The sequence below is a fragment of the Deinococcus betulae genome (assembly GCF_020166395.1).
Taxonomy (GTDB): Bacteria; Deinococcota; Deinococci; order Deinococcales; family Deinococcaceae; genus Deinococcus; species Deinococcus betulae.
The window spans coordinates 78,186-102,306 of record NZ_JAIQXU010000011.1 but is presented as its reverse complement, the minus strand read 5'-3'; the positions used below and the strand labels follow the sequence as shown (position 1 = coordinate 102,306).

Genomic DNA, 24,121 nt, shown 5'->3' with positions numbered 1-24,121 from the left:
CCCCTGCCGGTGAGGTGGGGGGCGGTTCTGTTTTGAGCGTGCCCCCTACCCCCAGAGTGCCGGGGAACAGACGTTGGCACTGGGGGAGAGGAGAGGTTTGACTGGCGTTGCTTGACCTGTTCTTTTCATTGACGGGTCTGGCCTCGACGCTATCCCCTGCGCCCATCGCCAAGGCCTGCACGCTGTGCGCACAACGGCCTCGCCTGGACCTGGGCGGTACTGGGGCCAGATGTCCAGGTGCATGCAATTGGTTCGACTTTTGAAAAACCAATTAGCGCGGCTCCTCACGACCGAACTGTCCTGCTAACTGTCTCAGGTAGGGAGGCAAGCTGGGGCCATGACACGCCTGGTTCGTTGGTTGACCCTGACCGCCGCCCTCGCCTCACCCGCGTTGGCCCAGAGCCAGCCTCATCCCCAGGCGGGTACCACCTGGACGTTTGTGCTGGGGGCACAGATGATGACGTTCAAAGCCACGGGCACAGACAAGGATGGAGACGCGCTGGGGCAGGTCAACGTGGGCGGGCGCCAGTTGTCGGGCTTCGTGCTGCATGAGGCCGACGCCCTGCGGTTCGTGGCCGTGGACAAAACGACGTGGTGGATGTGCCGGGTGCCGACCACTGGTCTCACATCCAGCAGCACGGTCCTGAACGGCGCGGCGCGGGTTTACCTGAGTCAGCAGGAAAGCGGCCACGACCTGGGCACCTGCCGGGGTGAAACCCGCAATCTGCTTCCGCAGGGCCAGGCGCTGACCTGGGCTGGAATTCCCGCCGTGGGGGACTGGGAAATAGACACGCCTGACGGCATCTACGCCGCCCGCCTGACGAGTTTCGGCAAGACGCCCAGCGGTCAGGCCGTCAAAGGCCGGCTGGGTGACCTGGGCGCTGCCCCCAACCTGTTGGCACTGACCACCTATGACCCCCAGGGATTCAGCATCAACTTCGCCACGGCCCGCCCGGTCGAGTTGCAGACCGGCTGCCTGGCCAGTCTGGACGGCCTGAAAGATGGCGTGCTTCAGGGGCAATACCTGAGCAGCGGCGGGACGCCCGTGGGCCTGTGTGTGATGCGGCCAGCGCGCACCACCCTCCCACGCCTGGCCAGCGCCCTCCCCCGCTGGCCGCTGGCACTGGGAGCTGGTCAGGTCTGGGAAATGGGCATGCCGGAGGGAACCTTTACCGGTGTGGCGGCGGGCCATACCGCCTCAGGCGAGTTGACTGGCGGCTGGTTCGGGCCCACATCGGGGCTGCTGAGCATTGAGCGGGTGGACGGCGGCAGCGCCCAGGAGCGGGTGTTCTTTTTTCGCCACGACGACCAGGGCGTCATTCACGCCTGCGTGGTCGAGCAGGGCCGCGATATAGGGATTGGCAAGGTGGACCAGTTTGACGGGCCGGGCCTGCAACTGACCAACCGTGTTCTGGGCCGCGCCCTGCGCCAGGAAGGCGACGACCTCGAAGCTACGGGGGAATGCTGGGTGCGGCCAGTGGTGACAGGACTGAAGTAAAGAGAAGGTGGGCAAGGCCGCTTCATCCCCTGCTGGTCCCACCCCCGACTGGCCACCGCCCACTTCTCTCTTGAGCCACCCGTCCCCCTGGTGGGGGCGTACCCTACAGCCATGCTTTCTCGCCCCAGCTCCATGATGGTGACGGCCGGCGCTGGTGGCCGCCGCCCCAAAGGCGACCCCCGGCAGCTGCGCCGCCTGCTGGCCTACGCCCGCCCCTACCGCGCCCTATTTGTGCTGGGCGTGCTGGCCACCCTGGTTTCCAGCGGCCTGAACCTGGCGTTTCCGGCGCTGTTTGGGCAGCTGATCGACGCCTCGTTTCTGAAGGTGGGCAGCACCGACACCGGCCCGCTGGACCGCACCGTGCTGGGCCTGCTGGGCATTTTCGCGCTGTCGGCGCTGTTCGGGGCGGCGCAGTCGTATCTGCTGGCGCGCGTGGGGGCAGGGGTGGTGGCCGACCTGCGGGGAGCGCTGTTTTCGCACCTGCTGACCCTCTCGCCACGCTTTTTTGGCGACCATAAGACCGGCGACCTGACCAGCCGCCTGACCGCCGATGTGGGCACGGTGCAGGGCGTCACGAGTTCGGCACTGGCGCAGCTGGCAGCGCAGACGGTCAGCCTGATCGGGGCGGTGATCTTGCTGGTGACGACCAGTCCGCGCCTGAGCCTGCTGACGCTGGCGGTGATTCCGCTGGTGATCGGCACGGCCTTTGCCATAGGCCGCCGCATTCGCGTGGTCAGCCGTGAAGTGCAGGATGCGGTGGCGAGCGCCAACGCCAGCGCCGAGGAAGCCATCAGCGGCGTGCGGGTGGTGCAGAGCTTTACCGCCGAAAACCTGGAACGGGGCCGCTACGGCCAGGGCGTGAAGCTGAGCTTTCTGGCTGCCCTGAAGCGCGCGCAATTGCAGGCCCTAATGACCGGCACCATGAGCTTCCTGACGTTCGGTGCGCTGGCCGTGGTGCTGTGGTACGGCGGGCGGCAGGTTATGGGGGGCGCCATGACCCCGGGCAACCTCGTGACCTTTCTGTTCTACGCGCTGCAGGTGGGGGGCACGGTGGCAGCGCTGACTGGCATCTTCAACCAGTTTCAGGAGGCGCTCGGGGCCTCTGGCCGCATCTTCGAGCTGCTGGACGAGCGCAGCGACCTGCCCGAGCCGGCCACGCCCGCGCCGCTGAAGCGTGCCGAGGGCCGCGTCACCTTTGAGGGCGTGCAGTTTGCCTACGAAAACGCGCCGGTTCTCCGGGACCTGACGCTGGACGTGCCGGCCGGGCAGGTCGTGGCGCTGGTGGGCCCCAGCGGCGCGGGCAAGACCACCCTGGTCAGCCTGATTGGCCGCTTCTGGGACGTGACGGGCGGTGCTCTGCGGGTGGACGGCCACGACCTGCGCGAGTACGCCGTGGCGGACCTGCGCGCCCAGGTGGGGCTGGTGCCCCAGGAAACGCTGCTGTTTTCCGGCACCATCCGCGAGAATATTCTGTACGGCCGCCCCGGCGCCCGGCCCGAAGAAGTGGAGGCGGCGGCCCGCGCGGCCAACGCGCACGACTTCATCAGCACCTTTGAACTGGGCTATGACACAGTGGTGGGCGAGCGGGGTGTGAAGCTCTCGGGCGGGCAGCGGCAGCGCGTCGCCATTGCCCGCGCCCTGCTCAAAGACCCCCGCATCCTGATTCTGGACGAGGCCACCAGCGCCCTGGACAACGAATCCGAAGCGCTGGTGCAGGCCGCCCTGGAACGGCTGATGCAGGGGCGCACCACCTTTGTGATTGCCCACCGCCTCAGCACCATTCGCACCGCCGACCGCATCGTGGTGATGGACGGCGGGCGGATTGTGGAAGACGGCTCTCACGCCGAGTTGCTGGCGCGCGGCGGCCTGTACCGCGACCTGTATGAACTGCAGTTCCGCGCTGAAGAGCAGGGGCGGGCCGAGTTGTACAGCCAGGCGTAAGCGCTTGACCACCCAGGAGCCGGCGTCGTCCGGCTTTCTTTTTGGGCACGGCCGCTGGCAGGCTAGCCCCCTTCTGCGGTTTATTTCATGAACGGTGGGCCGCACTGCAAACAGGCGCCACAATGCCCCCTATGGAACAGAGGGCGTTTGGCGATACGGGGCTAAGGGTCAGTGTGCTGGGGCTGGGGGCCGGACAGGTCGGCTCGGGGCACCTGAGCGAAGATGAGGCCGGCACCCTGCTCAACCGCGCCATTGACCGGGGTATCACCCTGGTGGATACGGCGCGCGGCTACGGCCTGAGCGAAGAACGCATCGGGCGTCACCTCTCGTACCGCCGTCACGACTACATTCTGAGCAGCAAAGGCGGCTACGGGGCTGAGGGTGCCGAAGACTGGACGCCCCAGGCCATTCGCCTGGGCATTGAGCAGGCCCTGACTCGGCTGCGCTGCGACTGGATTGATATTTTTCACCTGCACTCCTGCCCGGCCGACGTGCTGCGCCGCGAGGACCTGCTGATGGCGCTGGACGAGGCGCGCTCGGCGGGTCTGATTCGCGTGGCGGCCTACAGCGGCGAGAACGAGGCGCTGGCCGGCGCCATCAGTTCGGGCCGCTTTGGCAGCGTGGAGACCAGCGTGAATCTGGCCGACCAGTTCAGCCGCCGTCAGCTGCTGAGCGGTACCAACGAGCGCGGCCTGGGCGTGATCGCCAAGCGGCCCATCGCCAACGCGGCGTGGCGCTTTGAGACGCGCCCGGTGGGCGACTACGCCGAAACCTACTGGGACCGCCTGCGCGTGCTGAATTTGAATGCGGTCCGCGAAGCGACGGGTCTGGACTGGACCGCGTTCGCTCTGCGGTTTACCGCGTTTGCGCCGGGTGTCCACAGCGCCATCGTGGGCACGACAAACATTGACAACCTGGAGAGGAATATCCGCTTGATTGAGGACGGCCCCCTGCCGCTGGACGCTCTGACCCACATTGAAGCGGCTTGGGTGGAGCACGGCCTGACCTGGGGCGGCGAAGTCTGACCTGGGGTGCCGCAACGTGCGGCGGGGCCGCCTGCTAGCCTCTGCCTTATGGTGCGTGCTCTGCTGGCCGTTTCTCTGCTGCTGCCTCCCTCTGTCGCTCTTGCAGGCGGCAGCCAAAATGCCCAGCCGCGTGCGGTGGCGCCGTTTGGTGCGCCGGCGGCTCATCTGCCGGTCAAGCCGGGACAGACCTGGATCCTGAGTGGTACTGCTGCCAACGGCCAGAAACTCAGCCGCGAGGTGGTGCTGACAGCCAAGGCCGCTACCTGGGAAGGGGACAGCTGGGACTTTGATTCGGAGCTGGGCGGCCTGTCTTACACCCCACAAGACGGCTCGTTTTACGCGGGCGATTTCAGCGGCGGTCTGGTGGCCGGCGGCGACGTGGTGTTGTGCCTGGGCTTCCTGGAAGGCCGGACTGGACGCGGCGCGCTGCTGGTGGGCACGCTGGATGAGATCAAGGCCGAGACGGACAAGCTGGACGCCGACCTCCCCGATCCCCGAACAACAGAAGAGGCTCTAGCGACCATGCGCGCCGCCGGGCTGAAGGTGGGCACCTGCACCTTGACGCTGAAGAAGTAACGCGCCTCATCTATGCTGCCGCTGCTGATCTGGGACTTTGACGGCACGCTGGCGCACCGCCCTGGGCTCTGGAGCGGCGCGCTGCTGGACGTTCTGGACCAGCAGCAGCCTGGACACGGGGTGACGCTGGAGGCCCTGCGGCCTGGGCTGGCCCAGGGGTTTCGCTGGCACCATCCAGAGCAGGCCCACCCCCAGCAGACCCATCCAGGCGCCTGGTGGGCCGAACTCGACCATGTCTTCCTCGCTGCCTACAAAGGGGCCGGGGTGGCAGCGGCAGACGCGGCCGCGTTGGTGCCGCTGGTGCGGGCCGCTTACCTGGCCCCAGCGGCGTGGCGGCTCTACCCCGAGACGCTGCCGGTCTTGCAAGACCTGCAGAGCAGAGGGTGGCGCCACGTGGTCCTGAGCAATCATGTGCCGGAACTGGAGCAGGTGCTGGACGCGCTGGGGCTGACGCCTCTACTGGACACGGTCTACACGTCGGCGGCGCTGGGCTGGGAAAAACCTCATCCCGAAGCCTTCCGGGCGGTCCTCCGGGCGCATCCAGGGGCCGCGCCGGTCTGGATGATCGGTGACAGCTTGACAGCCGATGTGCAGGGAGCGGGTGGCGTGGGGCTGCCTGCCATTCTGGTTCGTTCGGGTGAGCAGGCGCCTCACGTCAGTGCCGATTTATGGGGTGTGCTTCGATTGGTGGGGACTCCAGATGTGTCAGCAAGGCCCTAATGGCCGGCCAGCTGAACACCACTTCACGCACCACATGGTCCCCATAAGTCTGCGTCAGGACGCCGCCTGGTTGCCCATTCAGACGCTCGTACCAGGCGCGCGAGGTGTGGGCTTCCAGTGTGGAGAGGCCCACGCTCTGTGCTCCTTTGGCTTGCAACGCCAGCAGCGCCGCGCGCAGGAGGGCCGTCCCGTACCCCCGACCCCGCGAGGCCGCGCGCACATGCAGCGCCATAATTTCGGCGTCTGTGCCCTGAAAAGGGTTCCGGCGGGCCAGGACATAGCCAGACCTCCTCGCCCTCGTGCGCGACCAGCAGCACGTCGTCTGGGTGCTGGGCCAGCCACGCTCGCCAGTCGCTGGCCTGCTCCTCAACCGTGACCCCATCCCAGAACCCGGGCGGAAAGAAGGGCGCGTGATCGTGGTAGTAGTTGCCGACCTGCACGGCGGCCACACCAGGGGCGTCCGCCGCCTGGAAAGGCACGATGGTTGGAGGAGTGGTCACGCTCTCATGGAACCACCCGGCCACCGGGCGCACATCCGCCAGATGACCGGGTGACGTGGCCCTACCTAGCGCCGACCCTTCCTTCTGACTTTCTGCCCCGGCACCGTGGCCTGCTGAAATTCCTTGCCCTGCAACTTGGCCTCGATGGCGCGAATCTGGTCGCGAAGGCTGGCGGCGCGCTCGAAGTCGAGGTCTTCACTGGCCTGCCACATATCCAGTTCCAGGTCGGTGAGCTGGGCGCTGAGACTGTCGCGGTCGTCGCCCACCGTGGCCGAGCTGATCTCGCCGGGCTGCTCCTCGCCGCGAATCACGTCGCGCACGCCCTTGATGACGGTGGTAGGCGTGATGCCGTGCTCCTCGTTGAAGGCCACCTGCTTTTCACGGCGCCGGGCCGTCTCTTCCATCGCGGACTGCATGGCGGGGGTCACCGTGTCGCCGTACAGAATGACCTCGCCGTTCACGTTGCGCGCGGCGCGGCCGATGGTCTGAATCAGGGCGCGTTCAGACCGCAGGAAGCCGGGCTTGTCGGCGTCCAGAATGGCGACCAGCGAGACTTCCGGCAGGTCCAGCCCCTCGCGCAGCAGGTTGATGCCCACCAGCACATCGTAGTGGCCCAGGCGCAGGTCGCGGATGATGACCTGCCGCTCCACGCTGTCAATGTCGCTGTGCATGTAGCGCGCCTTCACGCCTTTTTCCAGCAAGTATTCCGTGAGGTCCTCGGACATGCGCTTGGTCAGGGTGGTGACCAGGGTGCGCTCGCCGGCCTTCGTGCGCTCGCGGACGCGGCCCAGCAGGTCTTCAATCTGGCCCTGGATGGGCCGCACGGTGACAGGCGGGTCAATCAGGCCGGTGGGCCGGATGATCTGATCGGCAATGCTGTCGCTGTGCTCGCGCTCAAAGGGACCTGGCGTGGCCGACACGAACACCGTTTGCCCGGTCTTGTCCATGAATTCCTGAAAGTTCAGTGGGCGGTTGTCCATCGCGGACGGCAGACGGAAGCCGTAGTCCACCAGCGTCTGCTTGCGTGCGCGGTCGCCGTTCGCCATGCCGCCAATCTGCGGCACCGTCACATGCGACTCGTCAATAAACGTGATGAAGTCGTCCGGGAAGTAGTCCAGCATGGTGTAGGGCGTGGCCCCGGTCACGCGCCCATCAATGTGCCGCGAGTAGTTCTCGATGCCTGAGCAGTAGCCCAGCACCTTGAGCATCTCCAGGTCGTAGAGGGTGCGTTCCTTGAGGCGCTGCGCTTCCAGCAATTTGCCGGTGGATTTGAAATATTCCAGCCGCTCATCCAGTTCCTGCTGGATGGTGACGATGGCCCGCTCGATGTTGCCCGCGCTGCTCACGTAATGCTTGGCGGGGTAGACGACGGTGGCGTCCAGTTCGGCCAGGCGGTCCCCCGTAAGTGGGTGCACCACGCTGATACGCTCGATGTCGTCGCCCCAGAGTTCCACGCGCAGCGGCTGCTCATCGTAGGCGGGCCAGACTTCAATCATCTCGCCCTTGGCCCGGAAGCGCCCCGGCATCAGTTCCACGTCATTGCGCTCGTACTGCATGTTGACCAGGCGGCCCAGCAGCTCGTCGCGGGGCATCTGGCCGCCCTTTTTCAGCACCGCATTCAGCGCGGTGTATTCCTTGGGGTCGCCCAGGCCGTAGATACATGACACCGACGCCACCACAATCGTGTCGCGCCGGGTCAGCAGGCTGCGGGTGGTGGAGTGGCGCAGACGCTCGATCTCCTGGTTGATGCTGGCGTCTTTCTCGATGAACAGGTCTTTGCCGGGCACGTACGCTTCGGGCTGGTAGTAATCATAGTAGGAGATGAAGAATTCCACGGCGGCGTCCGGGAAGAACTCGCGGAACTCGGAGGCCAGCTGCGCGGTCAGAATCTTGTTCGGGGCCATGATCAGGGCGGGGCGCTGGGTTTCCTCAATGACTTTAGCGACGGAATAGGTGTTGTGAACGAACAGCCCGCCGCGTCCGGTCAGGAAGGTTTCAAAGCCGTCTACGCTGAAGTCGTACACATAGGGGGTCTGGGGGGCTACCTGTTCGACCTGATCTACAGAGGACCAGTGAACCTCAGCCAGCCCGGTGAAGGCTGTGTCTCGAACATTGAGCGCCAGGCACAGACGGCGAAACAGACCCGCACTGGGGGCACGGACGCCACGCTCAATGGCAGACACCATCGTTCGGGTGCAGTCGGCCGCCTGCGCCACATCTCGCTGCGAGAGGCCCGCCCGTTCTCGCTCGGCCAGCAGGCGTGGCCCGACGCCAGGGACCAAGTCCACATTGGTGTTGCCCTCGCCCGCCTGAGCCAAAATGCGGCGCAGCGCTTCACGTTTGCGCCCAGTCAGGAAGCCCACTTCATCGGCGAAGGCGCGCAGGTTCTCAGCCCCCGAAATCGTGACCTTTTGGTAGGTGCCCACCGTGCCGTCGGGTCGGCGTTTTTGTACCTCACGCAGCCGCGCCCAGACCCCAAAGCGCAGCAGGGCCTCGGCCAGTTCTCCGGCCAGCTGCGCGCTGTTGGTCACCGCCGTGACCGCGCCGCCGTCCACGCCGCCGTCGCCCTCGAAATAGGCCCGCAGCATCCCGGCCAGGAAGGCATTCGGGAAGGCCGCAAAGTTCGTGGGGAGATGCTTTTCACCCGAGCGCTTGCCCATCAGCCGGGCCAGCAGTTCGCGCCAGACTCGGCCCGACAGCACGAAGTCTCCGTCCTGACGGCGGAAGTATCCGGCTTCCAGTTCGGCCAAAGCTGCCGTTAACTGCGCCTGCACGTCCGGGTCACGCACGGAAATCAGAGCGAAGCCCGGCGCGGCGTGGCCCTCGGCCACATACTGCCCGAACAGCAGGGCCAGGGCCGGACTCAGGGGCAGTTGCCCGGCCAACTGAACAGAGCGGGCTGAAATACGCGTGTTCTCGGCGACGGCCAGCCCTTGCTGAACAGCTGTCGTGGCCGCAGCAACACTTAGGCCACCGCCTCGCTTGCCGTACCGCAGGGCGTGCAGCTTGCCATCGGGTCGATCATGATGTGCCCTCACCAGGGTGCGCCAGGCGTCATCCTGCTCAGGGGTGTACGGCACCGCCACATGAAATGGGGTGCCGTCCAGCACGGCCAGCGTGTCCAGATGGTTCAGCGTGCCCTCTGGTTCAGGCACCCGCCGGGGAATGGGCAGCGCGTCGCCGGAGCGCACGTCGTCGCCGTGAATCAGGTGAACCTGACCGTCACGCAGCACCCAGACGCTGTGGTCGGCCGTCACGGTCACATCGCGTCCGCAGGCGGTGGTCAGGTGGTGCAGCGTTTCTGGCGATCCGTGGCGCGACAGAGCCGTGACCGTGCGCCAGGCCACCGCGCCACTACTCGCGTCCCAGGCCAGCACTTGCATGGGGTCTGGCGGCGGGAGTTCCAGTGAATCCTCGGCCTGAATGGGAGAGCCGAACAGCCCGTCAATTAACTCACCGATGGGGAGACGCTGTACCTGACCGGCAACCTGCACGGTGACGGGCTCGTGCCAGGCGACACTTTTGCCCGTGCCTGTCGCTCCCAGCAACGTCTGGAAGCGCAGGCCCGACTCCAGGCCGTCCACCAATGAGCGGATGGCGGTGGGCTGGTCACCCGAGGGCGTGAAGCTGGATCTGACCTTGAGCATGAAACCTCCAGGAGAAGAAAGCAGGGGTGCGGCGTGAACCGAACGAATCTCCCTATTTTACGCCCCGAACGTAAGTGGACGGTAAGCCGGATGACTCATGCAGGCTTGAGAGATGGCGGCAGATGCACGTCATTTGACGCAGGTGGAAGAGGGGGTGGGCCGCTACAGTGAAAGGCCGGTGCCCTGCACCTGAAAGAAGGCCCCCATGACCCAGATTCCCCTGCCTGAACTCGCCCTGGTCGCCCTGGTCGGCGCCTCATCGTCGGGCAAAAGTACATTTGCCGCGCAGCACTTCGGCCCCTCTGAAGTCCTGAGCAGCGACCACTTTCGCGCGCTCGTCAGCGGCAGCGAACACACGCTGGATGCGAACGCGGCGGCCTTCGACAGCCTGTTTTACGTGGCGGCCAAGCGGCTGGAACGCGGCCTGCTGACCGTCATTGACGCGACCTCGGTGCGCCCGGACGACCGCCGCCGCCTGGTGGACCTGGCCCGCGCGCACGATGTGCTGCCGGTGGCGATTGTGCTGGACCTGCCCAGAGGTGTGCTGGAAGCCCGACACGAGGCGCGCGGAGACCGGCCCTTCAACGCCGCCGTCATTGGCCGCCAGCAGACCGAACTGCGCCGCACCTTGCGTGGCATGGGCAAAGAAGGCTTTCGCCACGTCTGGACGCTGAGAACGCCTGAAGATGTAGAAGCAGCCCAGATTACCCGCGTGCCGCTCTACACCAACAAGAAGCACCTGCATGGCCCCTTCGATTTCATTGGCGACGTGCATGGCTGCCTGACCGAACTGCGCGAGTTGCTGGCAGGGCTGGGCTACATGCTGGACGGCGATCAGGTCACGCCTCCGCCGGGCCGCACTGCCATTTTTGTGGGCGACTTGGTAGACCGGGGCCCAGACAGCGCGGGCGTGCTGCGGCTGGTCATGGGGATGGTCGCCAGTGGCGCCGCCCTGTGCGTGCCCGGCAACCACGACGAGAAACTGAAGCGCGCCCTAGACGGCAAAGCGGTTAAGGCGCTGCACGGCCTGGACGCCACGCTGGCGCAGTTGGACGAGGCCGGCCCTGAAGTTCGCGCGCAGGTGCGGACGTTCATTGACGGCCTGGTCAGTCATCTGGTGCTGGACGGCGGGAAGGTCGTGGTGGCCCACGCGGGCCTGCCCGAGAAGTATCAGGGCCGCAGCAGTGGCCGGGTCCGCAGTTTCGCCCTATACGGCGACGTGGACGGCAGCACCGACGACCTGGGGTTACCGGTGCGGCGCGACTGGGCTGCCGAATACCGGGGCGCGGCGCATGTGGTGTACGGCCACACGCCCGTCGGGCAGGCCCGCTGGGTCAACCGCACGATTGACATTGATACGGGTTGTGCCTTCGGCGGCGCGCTGACGGCCCTGCGCTACCCGGAGATGGAGCTGGTGAGCGTGCCCGCCCACGCCCAGTACGCGGTGCCCGCCCGGCCGTTGGAGATGATGCAGGAACCGGGTGGCGAAACCTTTGACCTGGCCGAGTTCTTGCAACCGGGGCGCATTGAGACGCGCAGCTTCGGCGGCGTGCTGCTGCGGGCCGGAGAGCGGGCGGCGGCCGTCGAAACCTTCAGCCGCTACGGTGTAGACCCAGGATGGTGCCTGTACCTGCCGCCCACCATGAGCCCGGTGGAGACGAGCGCCCGGCCGGAATTCCTGGAACACCCTGATGAGGCGTTCGCGTACTTCCGGGGCCAGGGCGTCGCGCAGGTCGTGTGCGAGGAGAAACACATGGGCAGCCGCGCCCTGCTGGTGCTGACCCGCGACGACGCGGTGGCGCGGCAGCGCTTCGGTGTGGAGGGGCTAGGCAGCATCTACACCCGCACGGGCCGGCCCTTTTTCAAGCCGGCCTGGGAAGCCAACGTGCTGACCCGCGCCCGCGAGGCCGCGACTCGCGCCGGCCTGTGGGACCGCCTGAACACCGACTGGCTGCTGCTGGACGCCGAAATCTTGCCCTGGAGCCTGAAGGCTGAGGAGCTGATCAAGGCGCAATACGCGGCCGTAGGGGCGGCGGGGAATGCGACCCTGCCAGCGGCGGTTCAGGCCCTGAAGGCCGCTCAGGCGCGCGGCGTGGCTGTGGGCGAGTGGCTCCCCCGCACCCAGGAGCGCGCCGCCGATATGGCCCTGTACCGAGGGGCGTACCGCGCCTACGTGCGCCGTGTTGCTGGCCCGCAGGACGTGCAGATTCGGCCGTTTCACCTGCTGGCCTCGGAGGGGCAGGTGCATGACGGCCAGGACCACCTGTGGCACCTGACCACTCTGGGCACCCTGGCCGATGCCGACGCCACGCTGTTTGGCCGCACCGCCCACCGTTTGGTGATGCTGGGCACCCCCGATGAGGCCGAGACGGCGGCGTGGTGGCATGAACTGACCGCACAGGGCGGCGAAGGGATGGTCGTCAAACCACTGGCCTTTCGGCCAGAACAGCGTCAGGGCCAGCCTGCCGTGAAGGTGCGCGGGCGCGAATACCTGCGGATCATCTACGGCCCGGAATACACGCGCCCTGAACACCTGGCCCGTCTGAAAGCCCGCGCGCTGGGTGCCAAGCGGGCGCGGGCCACGCGCGAATTTCACCTGGGTCTAGAAGGCCTGCATCGCTTCACCGAACATGCGGCGACTGGCCGGGTTCATGAATGCGTGCTGGGCGTTCTGGCGCTGGAAAGCGACCCGATAGACGTGAGGCTCTGATGCTGCTGACCATGACCACCACCCATGCCCCCGCCACCGACCTGGGCTTCCTGCTCATGAAGCACCCGGAGCGCGTGCTGGAGCGTGCCCTCCCGTTTGGCAAGTCGCTGGTGTTTTACCCCGAGGCCACGGCTGAACGCACCACTGCCGCCCTCCTTGTAGAAGTGGACCCAGTGGCCCTGTCGCGCGCCTCGGCGGGCGGCGAGGCCGGCACCCTGGAACCATATGTGAACGACCGCCCGTATGCCTCGGGCAGTTTTCTGGCGGTGGCTCTGCGTGACGCTTTCGGCACCGCCCTGACCGGCCAGAGCCGCGACCGTCCCGACCTGGCTGCCACACCGCTGCCGCTGATCCTGGAACTGCCGTGTGTGGCGGCGCGGGGCCAGTCCGACCTGCCCGCGCGCCTCTTTGAACCCCTGGGCTATGAGGTCGAGGTGACGCCTCTTCCCCTGGACCCCCAGTTTCCCGAATGGGGCGAACGGCCCTATGTCCAGCTGACCCTACGTGGCACGGTGCGTGTGGCCGAAGCGCTGCGCCACCTGTATGTGCTGCTGCCCGTGCTGGACGGCAAGAAGCATTATTTCATCAGTGACGATGAGGTGGAGAAACTGCTGCGCCACGGGCAGGGCTGGCTGGAAGCGCACCCGGACCGGGACCTGATCACGGCACGCTACCTCCGCTTCCGGGGTCTGGTGACGCAGGCCAGGGCCCGCCTGACCGTGCCCGACGAACCTGGAACCGCCGAGCCTGGCCTGGCTGAGTCTCCAGAGAGCGGCGAGTCACTGACCCCACCCCGCCTGCACGACGAGCGCTTAGACACTGTGGCGGGTCTGCTGGAACAAAGCGGCGCTCGGCGGGTGCTGGACCTGGGCTGCGGCGAGGGCAAACTGCTGCGGCGTCTGCTAAAGGTGGGGCAGTTCCGCGAACTGGTGGGGGTGGATCTCAACGCCCGCAGCCTGGAGATCGCGGCCGACAAGCTGCATCTTAAAGAGCGGCCCGAACTGCGCGAGCGGGTGAAATTGCTGCACGGCAGCCTGGCCTACCCGGATTCGCGCCTGAAGGGCTTTGACGCGGCGGCGCTGGTGGAGGTCATCGAACACCTGGAACCGCACCGGCTGGCCACCCTGACCCAGAACGTGCTGGGGTACGCCCGCCCCGGCACGCTGGTCGTGACCACGCCCAACCGCGAGTACAACGCGACGTTCGAGGCGCCCCGGACTCTGCGCCACGCCGACCACCGCTTCGAGTGGACGCGCGCCGAGTTTCAGACTTGGGCGCAGGCGGCGGCCGAGGGGTACGGCTACACGGTCGCCTTCCACGATCTGGGCGACGTGCACCCGGAATACGGGCCGATCACGCAACTGGCGCTGTTCTCGCTTGCCCAGGCATAACTCTGGGTTCCTGACCAGCGGCCCAATGGCTGCCGAGTTTGCCCGGCCGGGTTGTGGCGCAGGGCCGTCCTCCGGCATCCTCAGACGCAGACCCTAACAGCAGGGGTCTACTTGGGGGCGCAGGTAGGCCTGGGCCTGCGAGACCTCAAGCTGCCACAGGGTGGTGGCGGCGTAAGGCCGGAAGCCCAACTGCTCGTTGATTCGGCGCATGGCCGCGTTGCTGTCCGCGTTCTCGGTGCGGACAAAGTGGGCAGCCCCGTTGCGGTCCAGGGCCCGCTGCAACGCAGCAGCCTTGAGCCAGCGGCCCAGGCCGAGGCCCCGGGTCTCGGGGCGGACTCCCGTTCCTCCCTGCGTCAGGAGACTGGGCCGACCCGGGTGCCAGCTCAGCTCTGTAAACCCCACCAGGTGGCCGTCCGAGATGCGGCGTCCGACCACAGTCACGCGCTGCCGGCCCGAGGCCTGAAAGTGGGCCTCGGCTTCACGGAATTGTGCTGGGGTCATGCGGCTGTCTTCCAGCGACAGGTCTCCGGTCGGCTGGTCATTCATCACCTGGGTCAGTTCCAGAAACGCAGAGAACTCTGGCCCTGGGACCAGGCCCTCCCACACCTCAAGGGTGTACCCCGCCGCACGGGTCTGCCCCTGCGTGGTCCAGTGCTCCAGTAGCCCAGGCTCCAGGGTGCGGAGGTTTAGCTGGTTGACCTGCGCGGTCAGGCCGGGCTGGGCGCCTGCCCGGCGCAGGGCAGCTTCACCCGCCGGCACCCGTCCGCTGCTGCTGGCCATAAGGAGACATCGGCCGTCTAACTGTGCGGCTTCGACCACGCGGCGGAGCAGAGCGCGGCCCAGCCCCTGACGACGGTAGGGGGTCAAGACGCCCAACTGGAACTGGGCCAGATGCCGGTTCTGATCCAGGTGCACCAGGGCGACGTTGGCTTCGGCCACCACGCGCGGACCGTCGCGGACCACCCAGGCGGGCAGGTCCACGAAAGGGGGAAGATGGCGCAGGGAAGCGGCCAGCTGAGCCGACAGGACGGGCGGATCGTCCGGCTGCCGCTCATGCAGTTGGCTGGTGTGAAACGTGGCGAGGGCGCCTAACAGCGCGTCTGGTGCCGTTCGGGCGTCGTAAGCCTCCAGGTGCAGCCCCGCAGGCAAAGACGGCTGAGACTCAGGTGTAGGATCGTCAAGGACTGTTCTGGACATAGGTTCTCCTTGGCGGGCCGGGTGGCTCGCCTGCTGCTGAAGACAGACATTGTGTTGGCGGCACTTCTGGAGTTCAGCTCTTGCGGATTTCGTCTGTTGTGCACTGACACATCGGGCGAGCGCCGACACGGCGCCAGCCAGGCCCGGAATCCGCCTCAGTCCTGATGCAGCTGGCCTGGAAAGGCCATGAGTACAAAGGTGGCCGGCCGGGCGTCGGCGGAGAGGTCACTGCAGTCCATCCCGGTCAGGATGTGGTCCAGCGCGGCCTGGGCCTGCCGGTACTGCTCCGGGGTCATCCGGACCGCCCGCAGCCGCATGGCCGGGAGATAGGGTTCCTCGGGCGGCGGTTCAGCAGCTTGACCGTGGGTGCTCAGGTTCACCAGCAGCGGTTCGGACGGGTGCCGTGACTGCCAGTTCACAATGGCCTGAACATAGGCGGCAGTGAGTTCTTCCATGACCGGCCGGATCAGCGTGGAGGGGTCGTCCAGCCGAACCAGCGCGCGCGGAACGGAGAAGGTCTGGGCCGCCGCCTGATACAGCACCCGTTTGCCCTGATGCCCAGCCACGCAGAGCAGGCCGCAGCCCGCCAGTTTGCGGACATGGTAGGCGACGCGGTTGGCGGGTTCAGCCAGCGCGTGGGCGGCGCGGCTGGAGGTGCTGGGTTCCAGAAACTGTTCAAGAAGGCGAGCCCCATACGTGAAGTTCAGCAGCGCCTCCGCCTGGTCGGGGGAGGTGATCTGAAAGGGAGTGGCCTGGGGACCGGGCATGTCGGCATTGTGCACGGGCCTCTTTTCAATTGAAACCAGGTGTTTTGAAATTGACTGATCCGCTGGCCTGAAAGGTCTGGCGGTGCTCTGCGGATCGGCCGGCTGTCGGTGGCAGGGGCGAGACAGCCGGGGCCGTCATAAGCGGTTCGTTTATACACTGCTCCTCATGTCTGCCCGTCCCGCCGCGCTTATTTTCATTCTCTTGACGGCCCTGATTGACATCATCGGCATTGGGCTGATCATCCCAGTGCTGCCTGGATTGGTCAAAGAACTGGCGGGGTCTGAGGCTGCCGGCGCGCAGAGCATCGGCTGGCTGACGGCGGCTTACGCGGTGATGCAGTTTGTCTTCGCGCCCATCCTGGGCAGCCTCAGTGACCGTTTTGGGCGGCGGCCAATTCTGCTGCTGTCGCTGGCGGGGATGGCGCTGGACTACGTACTATTGATTCTGGCGCCAAATCTGTGGTGGTTGCTGCTGGGCCGCGTGCTGGCGGGCGTTACCGGGGCCAGCCTGACGGTGGCCAACGCGTATATCGCCGACGTCTCGCCGCCCGAAAGCCGCGCCAAGAACTTTGGCCTGCTGGGGGCCACCTTTGGGGTGGGCTTCATTCTGGGGCCAGCGCTGGGCGGGTTTCTGGGCGAATACGGCCTGCGCGTACCGTTCATGGTGGCGGCGGGACTGACGGCCCTGAACCTGCTGTACGGCCTCTTCGTGTTGCCCGAATCGCTGCCGCCATCGGCCCGTGCTCAGGGGTTCCAGAAGCGCAATTTCAATCCGCTGCTGCCCCTACGCGCCCTGATCGAGTACCCAGTTTTGCGCAGCCTCACCCTGGCTCTGGTGGTGCTGGGACTGGCGGCACAGGTCATCTTCAGCACCTGGGTGCTGTACACCGAAGGTGTGCTGCGCTGGTCGCCGGGCCAGAACGGGGTGGCGCTGGCGTTTTTTGGCCTGCTGACGGCGGCGGTTCAGGGCGGCCTGATCGGCCCTTTTATCGCCCGCTTTGGCGAGAGGCGAACCATCATGACTGGGGTGGTGGCGTCCATTCTGGAATTTCTGGTGCTGGCGTTTGCGCGCACGGGGGCGGCCCTGTACGCCTCGCTGGTGGTGGGGGCGCTGGGCGGCCTAGCCAATCCAGCCCTTCAGGGCCTTATCTCACGGCAGATCAGCGAAACCGAGCAGGGCCGGGTGCAGGGGGCCATTACCAGCCTCAACAGCCTGGTCGGCGTGGTGGGGCCGGTGGTCGCGACGGCGGTGTACGCTTTCGGCTCCAGCCAGGGCTTTCCCGGCGCCGCCTTCCTCATGGGCGCGGTGCTGTCGGTGGTGGGGGCGGTGCTGATCCTGGGCGTGCTGCGGGACTTGCCAGAAACGAATAAGCCTAAGGTAGAGCGATGAAACCAGAAGAGAACGAGATGACCCAGGAATCCAGGCAATGCCGGACGCTATACACCCTGGATGCTGAGTTGCTGGAAGTCATAGACGTGATTTATGACCATCCGGAGAAACACTTCACCTTTATCCTGATGTCCTGGGTAGCTACCGCGCTCAATGAGCGGTTTGGCCCCCAGCATCCAGACCTGGAGTTCAGGGTCATCTGGGCCGCTGACTGGCCCTTTGCACCCCTTGGTATCGGTGTCCTGAGCAATGAGTTTGAGGAAAAGTGGGTGTCGGTGCCCAGCGAAGAAGAGCCGGGAGCAATGGTGGTCGATTCTGTCGGGAACGATTACACCCTTTTTGAGCTCGAAGCCTGCCGTTTCATTGACCAGAAGATGCGAAGCGCCAGCGTCCTTGAACTGGCCCAGTACGCCTCGCGGCAAGGAGAAGTTCAGCCCTGGTCACCGGCACTGGCAGAACTACTAAAGAATTACGGTAAGGATAGACCTCAGAGTTAAGGGCTTCCCTGTACATCCTGGCCCCCCCGCAGCACTTCCTCCGCCACGCCCAGAAAGGCCCGCACCACTGGGCTTTTTCCATCTTCACGCCGCCAGACAGCCACGATGTCCACCAGCGGCGCGTCTTCCACCGGGCGGTAGACCACGCCAGGTAGGCTCAGGCGGCTGAAGAATTCAATGGGCAGGAAGACCCCTACGCCCGCCGCGACCAGCGACAGCAGCGTGGGTACCTCAATCGCTTCCTGTACCACATGGGGGGTGAACCCGGCCCCGGCACACCAGCGCATCACCTGATCGAAATACGCCGCGCGAATCTGGCGGGGAAAAAAGACGAACGGCTCGTCGCGCAGGTCGCTGATTTTCAGGCGGCGTTTGCGGGCCAGTGGGTGCGCGGCGGGCAGGGCGGCCACCAGCGGCTGTCGCCACAGCGCGCGCGAGTCCAGGCCGGGATCGCGCACCGGCAGCAACATCAGGCCCACGTCAATCTGATCGCCGCGCAGCGCCGCCTCCTGCTCCTGGGCGGTCAATTCGCGCAGGTCCACGCTGACGTTCGGGAAGAGGTCGCGGAAACGCCGCACGATCTCCGGCAGGCCACCAAAGGCCAACCCCGAGACAAAGCCAATCGCCAGCCGCCCCACCTCGCCCCGCGCCGCCCGCCGCGCCCGTTCCACGGTTTGGCCGGCTAGCGCCAGCGTCTCGCGTGCGCCAGCCAGAAACTCCTGACCGGCAGGGGTCAGCTGCACCCGGCGCGTGGTGCGCAGGACCAACGGCACGCCCACCTCGTCTTCCAGGTTGCGGATGGAATTGCTGAGCGCCTGCTGCACCACAAACACGCGCTCGGCCGCCCGCCCGAAGTGTTCCTCCTCGGCCAAGGCGACGAAGTGGCGCAGGTGGCGCAGTTCCATACCTGCCAGCCTAGCGCGGGGGGCGGCTCATACGGGTTCTTCCTGCTGCATTCACGCGCCAGAAGGTGAACTTCGCGCCTGGAACTTGCGCGGCTGGTCGAGTTCGGCTCAGGCCCGCTCAAGCGTCGCGTACAAGTTCAGCCACGTCTCAAATGGTTCGGGCACCCAGGTCACGAAAGGTAGGGAAAAGGCCGCCGTCTGAAGGGGAAGGGCCCGCCGCGTCACCTCATCGGCCACCTGCACCACCAAGGGCTCGAAGGCCAGCGCCTTTTCGTCCTCCTGACGCAGTAGGGTCAGGCCTGTCCAGCGCTCCACCTGCCGGAAATCCGGCTCGTTGATGTGGTACAGGTCCTCGTACAGGATGGTCTCAGGCACGGTCGGCCCATCCGGGGTCTGCCGGGCGAAATACTGCACTGGGGGGTAGCAGTCGCGGTCCACCATGCTGACCCGGGCGCCGCAGCGTTCGCACTCGAAACCGCCCACATGCCCGTAACGGCTGCCGTGGTACAGCAGGGGCGTGCGGCTAGTGTGCTGGCAGGCCGGGCAATACCGCAGGATGGGCCCCTGGGTCATCATGACGGACGGCTGCCGGGTGCGCACCGAGTGGTACAGCGTGACCATGCCGCCCAGCATGGCCCAACCACATGAGGGGAGCCTTGCCGGAGCATTCACGCGCCGGAATGGTCAATCCGACTCACTGATCCTGTTGGAAGTGGACAAAGACGCGGCCTATGCTGAAGGTCATGACACAATCGCCCCCCAACCGCCCTCCGCGTGCGGGCCTCAGTGCGCCGGAGCGCCAGCAGCTTAACAGCGTGGAAACGCAGGAGTGGCTGGACTCGCTGGCCTACGTGTTCGCCAACGCGGGGGATAACCGCGCGGCCGAGCTGCTGGAAGAACTTGACCACTACGCCTATTTTCACGGCGCGCCGATTACCTTCAAGCAGAACACGCCCTACATCAACACCATTGACGTGGACCAGCAGCCCGAGTATCCCGGCGACGTAGAGCTGGAGCGCAAAATCCGCAACATCATCCGCTGGAACGCGGTCGTTATGGTCATCAAGGCCAACAAGAAGAGTGACGGCATCGGCGGCCACCTGAGCACCTACGCCTCGGCGGCCGAACTGCTGGAGGTGGGCTTCAACCACTTCTTCCGGGGCCACGGGGCCGGGCAGGACCGCGACCTCGTGTTCTACCAGGGCCACGCCTCGCCCGGTGTGTACGCCCGCTCGTTCCTGGAAGGCCGCTGGGACGAAGGCCGCATGAACCGCTTTCGCCGCGAGCTGAGCAAGGAGGGCGAGGGGCTCTCCAGTTACCCCCACCCCTGGCTGATGCCCGACTACTGGGAATTTCCTACCGTCAGCATGGGCCTGGGCCCCATTCAGGCGATTTATCAGGCGCGCTACATCAAATACCTGGAAAACCGGGGCCTGAAGCCGAAGGGTGACGCTAAAGTCTGGGCTTTCCTGGGCGACGGCGAGATGGACGAGCCGCAGAGCATCGGGGCCATCCGCTTTGCTTCCTATGAAAACCTGGACAACCTGATTTTCGTGCTGAACGCCAACCTTCAGCGCCTGGACGGCCCGGTGCGCGCCAACTCCAAGGTCATTCAGGAGTTTGAGGCGCTGTTCAGAGGCGCGGGCTGGAATGTCATCAAGGTCATCTGGGACAGCAAGTGGGACGAACTGCTGCAAAAGGACTACAACGGCGACATCGTCAAGCGCTTCGAGCTGCTGGTGGACGGCGAATCCCAGCGCTACGCGGCCTTCGGGGGCAAGGAACTGCGCGAGAAGTTCTTCAACACCCCTGAACTGAAGGCCCTGATCGAAGGCTGGAGCGACGCCGACCTGGAACTGCTCAACCGGGGCGGACACGATGTCCACAAGATCTACGCCGCCTACAAGGCTGCCGTGGAGCACAAGGGCAGCCCCACCATCATCATTCCGCGAACCGTCAAGGGCTACGGCCTGGGCGAGAGCGCGCAGGCCCGCAACGTGGCCCACCAGGTCAAGAAGCTGGACTTTTCCACCCTGAAGAACCTGCGAGACCTGCTGGAACTGCCGCTCACCGACGATCAGGTCGAGCACATGGAGTACTACCACCCCGGTCCAGACAGCCCGGAAGTGAAGTACGCCCTGGACCGCCGCGCCGCGCTGGGCGGCCCCGTGCCGGCCCGCAAGGTGGAGTACCCGCACCCCACGATTCCCAACGGCGAGTTCTACGAGGAATTCGCCAAGGGCAGCGGCGACCGTCAGGTCAGCACGACCATGGCCGCCGTGCAGATCATCTCCAAGCTGCTGCGCGACAAGGAGATTGGTAAGCTGATCGTGCCCATCGTGCCCGACGAGGCCCGGACCTTCGGCATGGACGCCCTGGTGCCCCGCATCGGGATTTACAGTCCGCGCGGTCAGACCTACACGCCGGTAGACAGCGGCTCTCTGATGGCCTACAAGGAAAGCGTGGACGGCCAGATGCTGGAAGAAGGCATCACGGAAGACGGCGCGATGGCCTCCTGGATTGCAGCGGGGACGGCCTACGCCAACCACGGCGTGCCCACCATTCCTTTCTTCGTGCTGTACTCCATGTTCGGCATGCAGCGCGTGGGCGACCTCGTGTGGGCCGCTGCTGACCAGCGCGCGCGCGGCTTCATTTTGGGGGCCACGGCTGGGCGCACCACCCTGGCGGGCGAGGGCCTGCAGCACCAGGACGGCAACAGCCATCTGCAAGCGTATGTGGTGCCCAACCTCAAAACCTACGATCCTGCTTTTGCCTACGAGCTGGCCGTCATCATTGAGCACGGCATTCAGCGCATGTATGTGGACGGTCTGGACGAGTTTTACTACGTCACGATTGACAACGAGAACGAAGTGCAGCCTGCCATGCCCAGTGACGGCCGCACCCACGAGGAAATCCGAGAGGGTATCGTGCGCGGCCTGTACCGCTACCAGAAGTCGGGCAACACCAAGGCCAAGCTGCGCGCGCAACTGCTGGCCGGTGGCCCCGCGATGGGCGCGGCCCAGGAAGCCGTGACTCTACTGGAAGGCTACGGCGTGGCCGCCGACCTGTGGTCCGTCACCAGTTACAAGGAACTGCACCAGGACGCCCTGCTGACCCAGCGCCACAACATGCTGCACCCCACGCAGGAGCCCCGCGTGTCCTACGTGGCCTCGCAACTGAGCAAGGACAATGCCCCCGGCGTCCTGATCTCGGTGAGCGACTACGTGAAGCTGGGCGCCGACGGCCTGAACGGCCACCTGGACCGCAAGCTGTGGACCCTGGGCACCGACGGCTTTGGCCGCAGCGAGGCGAGAAGCGAACTCCGCGACTTCTTCGAGGTAGACGCCAAGCACGTGGTTCTGGCGACGCTATACGCCCTGCAACGCGACGGCAAGGTGAAGGGTGATGTGGTGGCCAAGGCGATTGCCGACTTCGGGATTGACCCCGAGCGCGACGCCCCCGTGCTGCGCTGAGTGAACTGTCAGGGGCGGAAATGTCTTCGACGCTGTCACCCTTGATCCCCTCCGACTCTTAGCCCCTCACAAGGAGTCCCAACATGGCGACAGAACTGAAACTCCCCGATGTGGGCGACAATATTGAACAGGGCACCGTCGTCACGGTGCTAGTTAAGGTGGGCGATACCGTCACGGCCGGGCAGCCCATCATTGAAATTGAAACCGACAAGGCCGTCATTGAGGTGCCCGCAGAGAGCGGCGGCACCGTCGAGTCGGTGGGTGTTAATGTGGGCGACACCGTGAAGGTGGGCGGTGTGATCGCCACCCTGGGCGGTGGTGCGAATAGTGGCGCAGATGCGGGCGCTGGGCAAACCACTGCCCCCGGTACCCCCTCCGCCGAGCCGGACGCCCCGGCCACTGCCAGCGACCCCGGCACCGCCAACCGTGTGGCCGCCGCCCAGCAGGACAGCCAGAAAGAGCAGGTGGGCGGGCCAAGTCAGCCCACTGCGAGTGCCCCGGCTCCAGCCGCCTCGGCTCCAACGAGCGGCGCTCAAATCACCCTGCCGGACGTGGGCGACAACATTGAGCAGGGCACGGTGGTCAGCGTGCTTGTCAAACCCGGCGACGAGGTCAAGGAAGGTCAGCCGATCATTGAAATCGAGACGGACAAGGCCGTAGTCGAAGTGCCCGCGAACGCAGGCGGTACGGTGCAGAGCGTCGGCGTGAACGTGGGCGACACCGTGAAGGTGGGCGGCGTCATTGCCACTTTGAGTGGGGGGAATGCCGCACCAGCGGCCACGCCCGCCCCTCAACCAGCGGCCACCGCGCAACCGCAGCAAGCTCAAGCGGTGCCTCAGGCTGCTGGCGCTCCGGCCGCGCAGGCCGCCACTCCCACTCAGTCCGGTACCCAGAATCCGCAGACCTTCGATGGTCGTGCGGTCGTGGCCGCGGCCCCCAGCGTGCGCCGCCTGGCGCGCGAAATCGGTGTGGACATCCACGCTGTCCACGGAACCGGCATTGCAGGCCGCATCAGCGAAGAGGACGTGCGCCGCACGGCGGGCACGCCCAGCGCCCCCGCTGCGGTGGCTGCTCCGGCTTCGGCGGCTCAGCCTTCAGCTGCTGCCCCTGCTGTGGCCGCCGCGCCGCTACCCGACTTTGCCAAGTGGGGCCGCGTCACCCGCGAGGACATGAGCGGCATCCGCAAAGCCACCGTGCGTTCCATGACGGCCAGCACGCTGATTCCGATGGTCACGCACTTCGACAAGGCCGACGTGACCCTGATGGAGGAGACCCGCAAACGCTTCGGCGCGCGGGTGGAAAAGGCGGGCGGCAAGCTCACCATGACCCACATCCTGATGAAGGTTGTGGCGAACGCCCTGCGCAAGTTTCCCAAGTTCGGCGCCAGCCTGGACCTGGAGAACAACCAGGTCATCTTCAAGGACTATGTGAACATCGGTGTGGCCGTGGATACGCCGGTGGGTCTGCTGGTGCCGGTGGTCAAGGACGCCGACCGTAAGAGCATCACCGACCTCGTGCTGGAACTGTCGGAACTGGCAGGCCGCGCCCGGGACCGCAAACTGAAGCCCGACGAGATGCAGGGCGCGACCTTCACGATTTCCAATCTGGGCGGCATTGGCGGTCACGCCTTCACGCCGATTGTGAACAGCCCCGAGGTCGCCATTCTGGGCGTGTCGCGCGGCGGCCTGGAGCCGGTGTGGAACAAGGAAACGGGCACCTTTGAGCCCCGCAACATGCTGCCCCTGAGCCTCACCTACGACCACCGCCTGATTGACGGGGCCGATGCCGCGCGCTTCGTGCGCTTTATTGCCGAGAGCCTGGAAGACCCCTTCCTGATTAGCCTGTAAAGACAGTGGATGCCGCACGCCCCCGCCCCAGTGGTGG

At 66.0% G+C, this 24,121-nt stretch carries 17 protein-coding genes; 11 read left to right on the top strand and 6 right to left on the bottom strand.

Annotated elements, in window-relative coordinates:
• Positions 1-337: 337 nt before the first annotated feature.
• The 5 genes from K7W42_RS10295 (at position 338) to K7W42_RS10275 (ending at position 5,760) form a co-directional block, all read left to right on the top strand.
• The gene (locus K7W42_RS10295) at positions 338-1,498 is read left to right on the top strand and encodes a hypothetical protein (RefSeq protein WP_224574462.1); all 1,161 of its coding nucleotides are present in this window, start codon (positions 338-340) and stop codon (positions 1,496-1,498) included.
• Positions 1,499-1,609: 111 nt separating this feature from the next.
• Entirely contained in the window at positions 1,610-3,439 is a 1,830-nt protein-coding gene (locus tag K7W42_RS10290) for an ABC transporter ATP-binding protein (protein WP_439648861.1), read from the top strand.
• Between the two features lie 131 nt (positions 3,440-3,570).
• Positions 3,571-4,464 carry an aldo/keto reductase gene (locus K7W42_RS10285; RefSeq protein ID WP_224574460.1) on the top strand — a complete coding sequence of 298 codons (894 nt, stop codon included), beginning with the start codon at positions 3,571-3,573 and terminating at the stop codon, positions 4,462-4,464.
• Between the two features lie 48 nt (positions 4,465-4,512).
• Positions 4,513-5,040, top strand: a complete 528-nt coding sequence (locus K7W42_RS10280; protein WP_224574458.1) for a hypothetical protein — start codon at positions 4,513-4,515, stop codon at positions 5,038-5,040.
• Between the two features lie 12 nt (positions 5,041-5,052).
• Positions 5,053-5,760 carry an HAD family hydrolase gene (locus tag K7W42_RS10275; protein WP_224574456.1) on the top strand — a complete coding sequence of 236 codons (708 nt, stop codon included), beginning with the start codon at positions 5,053-5,055 and terminating at the stop codon, positions 5,758-5,760.
• Here K7W42_RS10275 and K7W42_RS23260 read toward each other — a convergent pair.
• Positions 5,696-6,142, bottom strand: coding sequence for a GNAT family N-acetyltransferase (locus K7W42_RS23260; protein WP_224574454.1), 447 nt, complete (start codon positions 6,140-6,142; stop codon positions 5,696-5,698). The two genes, K7W42_RS10275 and K7W42_RS23260, sit on opposite strands and share 65 nt — an antisense overlap.
• Positions 6,143-6,325: 183 nt before the next feature.
• The gene (gene uvrB, locus K7W42_RS23440) at positions 6,326-9,907 is read right to left on the bottom strand and encodes an excinuclease ABC subunit UvrB (RefSeq protein ID WP_224574452.1); all 3,582 of its coding nucleotides are present in this window, start codon (positions 9,905-9,907) and stop codon (positions 6,326-6,328) included.
• A gap of 205 nt (positions 9,908-10,112) precedes the next feature.
• Here uvrB and K7W42_RS10260 point away from each other — a divergent pair, with 205 nt between their 5' ends.
• On the top strand, positions 10,113-12,617 hold the full coding sequence (locus tag K7W42_RS10260; protein WP_224574450.1) for a polynucleotide kinase-phosphatase: 2,505 nt from the start codon (positions 10,113-10,115) through the stop codon (positions 12,615-12,617).
• 11 nt (positions 12,618-12,628) lie between these two features.
• Positions 12,629-14,008 carry a 3' terminal RNA ribose 2'-O-methyltransferase Hen1 gene (locus tag K7W42_RS10255; RefSeq protein WP_255639184.1) on the top strand — a complete coding sequence of 460 codons (1,380 nt, stop codon included), beginning with the start codon at positions 12,629-12,631 and terminating at the stop codon, positions 14,006-14,008.
• Positions 14,009-14,101: 93 nt separating this feature from the next.
• Here K7W42_RS10255 and K7W42_RS10250 read toward each other — a convergent pair whose 3' ends face one another.
• Positions 14,102-15,205, bottom strand: coding sequence for a GNAT family N-acetyltransferase (locus tag K7W42_RS10250; RefSeq protein ID WP_224574446.1), 1,104 nt, complete (start codon positions 15,203-15,205; stop codon positions 14,102-14,104).
• A 155-nt stretch (positions 15,206-15,360) separates the two neighbouring features.
• Positions 15,361-15,972 carry a hypothetical protein gene (locus tag K7W42_RS10245; protein ID WP_224574445.1) on the bottom strand — a complete coding sequence of 204 codons (612 nt, stop codon included), beginning with the start codon at positions 15,970-15,972 and terminating at the stop codon, positions 15,361-15,363.
• Between the two features lie 166 nt (positions 15,973-16,138).
• Here K7W42_RS10245 and K7W42_RS10240 point away from each other — a divergent pair, with 166 nt between their 5' ends.
• Entirely contained in the window at positions 16,139-17,362 is a 1,224-nt protein-coding gene (locus K7W42_RS10240) for a TCR/Tet family MFS transporter (RefSeq protein ID WP_224574443.1), read from the top strand.
• Positions 17,359-17,859: a hypothetical protein gene (locus K7W42_RS10235; RefSeq protein WP_224574442.1), complete on the top strand. Its 501-nt coding sequence runs from the start codon at positions 17,359-17,361 to the stop codon at positions 17,857-17,859. The genes K7W42_RS10240 and K7W42_RS10235 overlap by 4 nt, the downstream gene beginning before the upstream one ends.
• On the opposite strand, the gene K7W42_RS10230 is transcribed toward K7W42_RS10235, so the two are convergent.
• Both K7W42_RS10230 and K7W42_RS10225 read right to left on the bottom strand, forming a co-directional pair.
• Entirely contained in the window at positions 17,856-18,764 is a 909-nt protein-coding gene (locus K7W42_RS10230) for a LysR substrate-binding domain-containing protein (protein ID WP_224574441.1), read from the bottom strand. The genes K7W42_RS10235 and K7W42_RS10230 overlap by 4 nt on opposite strands.
• 108 nt (positions 18,765-18,872) lie before the next feature.
• A complete protein-coding gene (locus tag K7W42_RS10225) occupies positions 18,873-19,397 on the bottom strand; it encodes a hypothetical protein (RefSeq protein WP_224574440.1) in 525 nt (174 codons plus the stop codon).
• 110 nt (positions 19,398-19,507) lie between these two features.
• Here K7W42_RS10225 and aceE point away from each other — a divergent pair, with 110 nt between their 5' ends.
• Both aceE and aceF read left to right on the top strand, forming a co-directional pair.
• Positions 19,508-22,237, top strand: a complete 2,730-nt coding sequence (gene aceE, locus K7W42_RS10220) for a pyruvate dehydrogenase (acetyl-transferring), homodimeric type (protein ID WP_224574439.1) — start codon at positions 19,508-19,510, stop codon at positions 22,235-22,237.
• Between the two features lie 83 nt (positions 22,238-22,320).
• Entirely contained in the window at positions 22,321-24,084 is a 1,764-nt protein-coding gene (aceF, locus tag K7W42_RS10215; protein WP_224574438.1) for a dihydrolipoyllysine-residue acetyltransferase, read from the top strand.
• Positions 24,085-24,121: the final 37 nt, after the last annotated feature.

Excerpts from the sequence above, each read along its gene's own strand:
- K7W42_RS10255 (WP_255639184.1), top strand. The coding sequence starts at position 12,629 with ATGACCACCACCCATGCCCCCGCCACCGACCTGGGCTTCCTGCTCATG.
- K7W42_RS23260 (WP_224574454.1), bottom strand. The coding sequence starts at position 6,142 with ATGGGGTCACGGTTGAGGAGCAGGCCAGCGACTGGCGAGCGTGGCTGG.
- K7W42_RS10295 (WP_224574462.1), top strand. The coding sequence starts at position 338 with ATGACACGCCTGGTTCGTTGGTTGACCCTGACCGCCGCCCTCGCCTCA.
- aceF (WP_224574438.1), top strand. The coding sequence starts at position 22,321 with ATGGCGACAGAACTGAAACTCCCCGATGTGGGCGACAATATTGAACAG.
- K7W42_RS10245 (WP_224574445.1), bottom strand. The coding sequence starts at position 15,972 with ATGCCCGGTCCCCAGGCCACTCCCTTTCAGATCACCTCCCCCGACCAG.
- K7W42_RS10230 (WP_224574441.1), bottom strand. The coding sequence starts at position 18,764 with ATGGAACTGCGCCACCTGCGCCACTTCGTCGCCTTGGCCGAGGAGGAA.
- K7W42_RS10250 (WP_224574446.1), bottom strand. The coding sequence starts at position 15,205 with ATGTCCAGAACAGTCCTTGACGATCCTACACCTGAGTCTCAGCCGTCT.
- K7W42_RS10275 (WP_224574456.1), top strand. The coding sequence starts at position 5,053 with ATGCTGCCGCTGCTGATCTGGGACTTTGACGGCACGCTGGCGCACCGC.
- K7W42_RS10290 (WP_439648861.1), top strand. The coding sequence starts at position 1,610 with ATGCTTTCTCGCCCCAGCTCCATGATGGTGACGGCCGGCGCTGGTGGC.
- K7W42_RS10280 (WP_224574458.1), top strand. The coding sequence starts at position 4,513 with ATGGTGCGTGCTCTGCTGGCCGTTTCTCTGCTGCTGCCTCCCTCTGTC.
- K7W42_RS10260 (WP_224574450.1), top strand. The coding sequence starts at position 10,113 with ATGACCCAGATTCCCCTGCCTGAACTCGCCCTGGTCGCCCTGGTCGGC.
- K7W42_RS10285 (WP_224574460.1), top strand. The coding sequence starts at position 3,571 with ATGGAACAGAGGGCGTTTGGCGATACGGGGCTAAGGGTCAGTGTGCTG.
- uvrB (WP_224574452.1), bottom strand. The coding sequence starts at position 9,907 with ATGCTCAAGGTCAGATCCAGCTTCACGCCCTCGGGTGACCAGCCCACC.
- K7W42_RS10240 (WP_224574443.1), top strand. The coding sequence starts at position 16,139 with ATGTCTGCCCGTCCCGCCGCGCTTATTTTCATTCTCTTGACGGCCCTG.
- K7W42_RS10225 (WP_224574440.1), bottom strand. The coding sequence starts at position 19,397 with ATGCTGGGCGGCATGGTCACGCTGTACCACTCGGTGCGCACCCGGCAG.
- aceE (WP_224574439.1), top strand. The coding sequence starts at position 19,508 with ATGACACAATCGCCCCCCAACCGCCCTCCGCGTGCGGGCCTCAGTGCG.
- K7W42_RS10235 (WP_224574442.1), top strand. The coding sequence starts at position 17,359 with ATGAAACCAGAAGAGAACGAGATGACCCAGGAATCCAGGCAATGCCGG.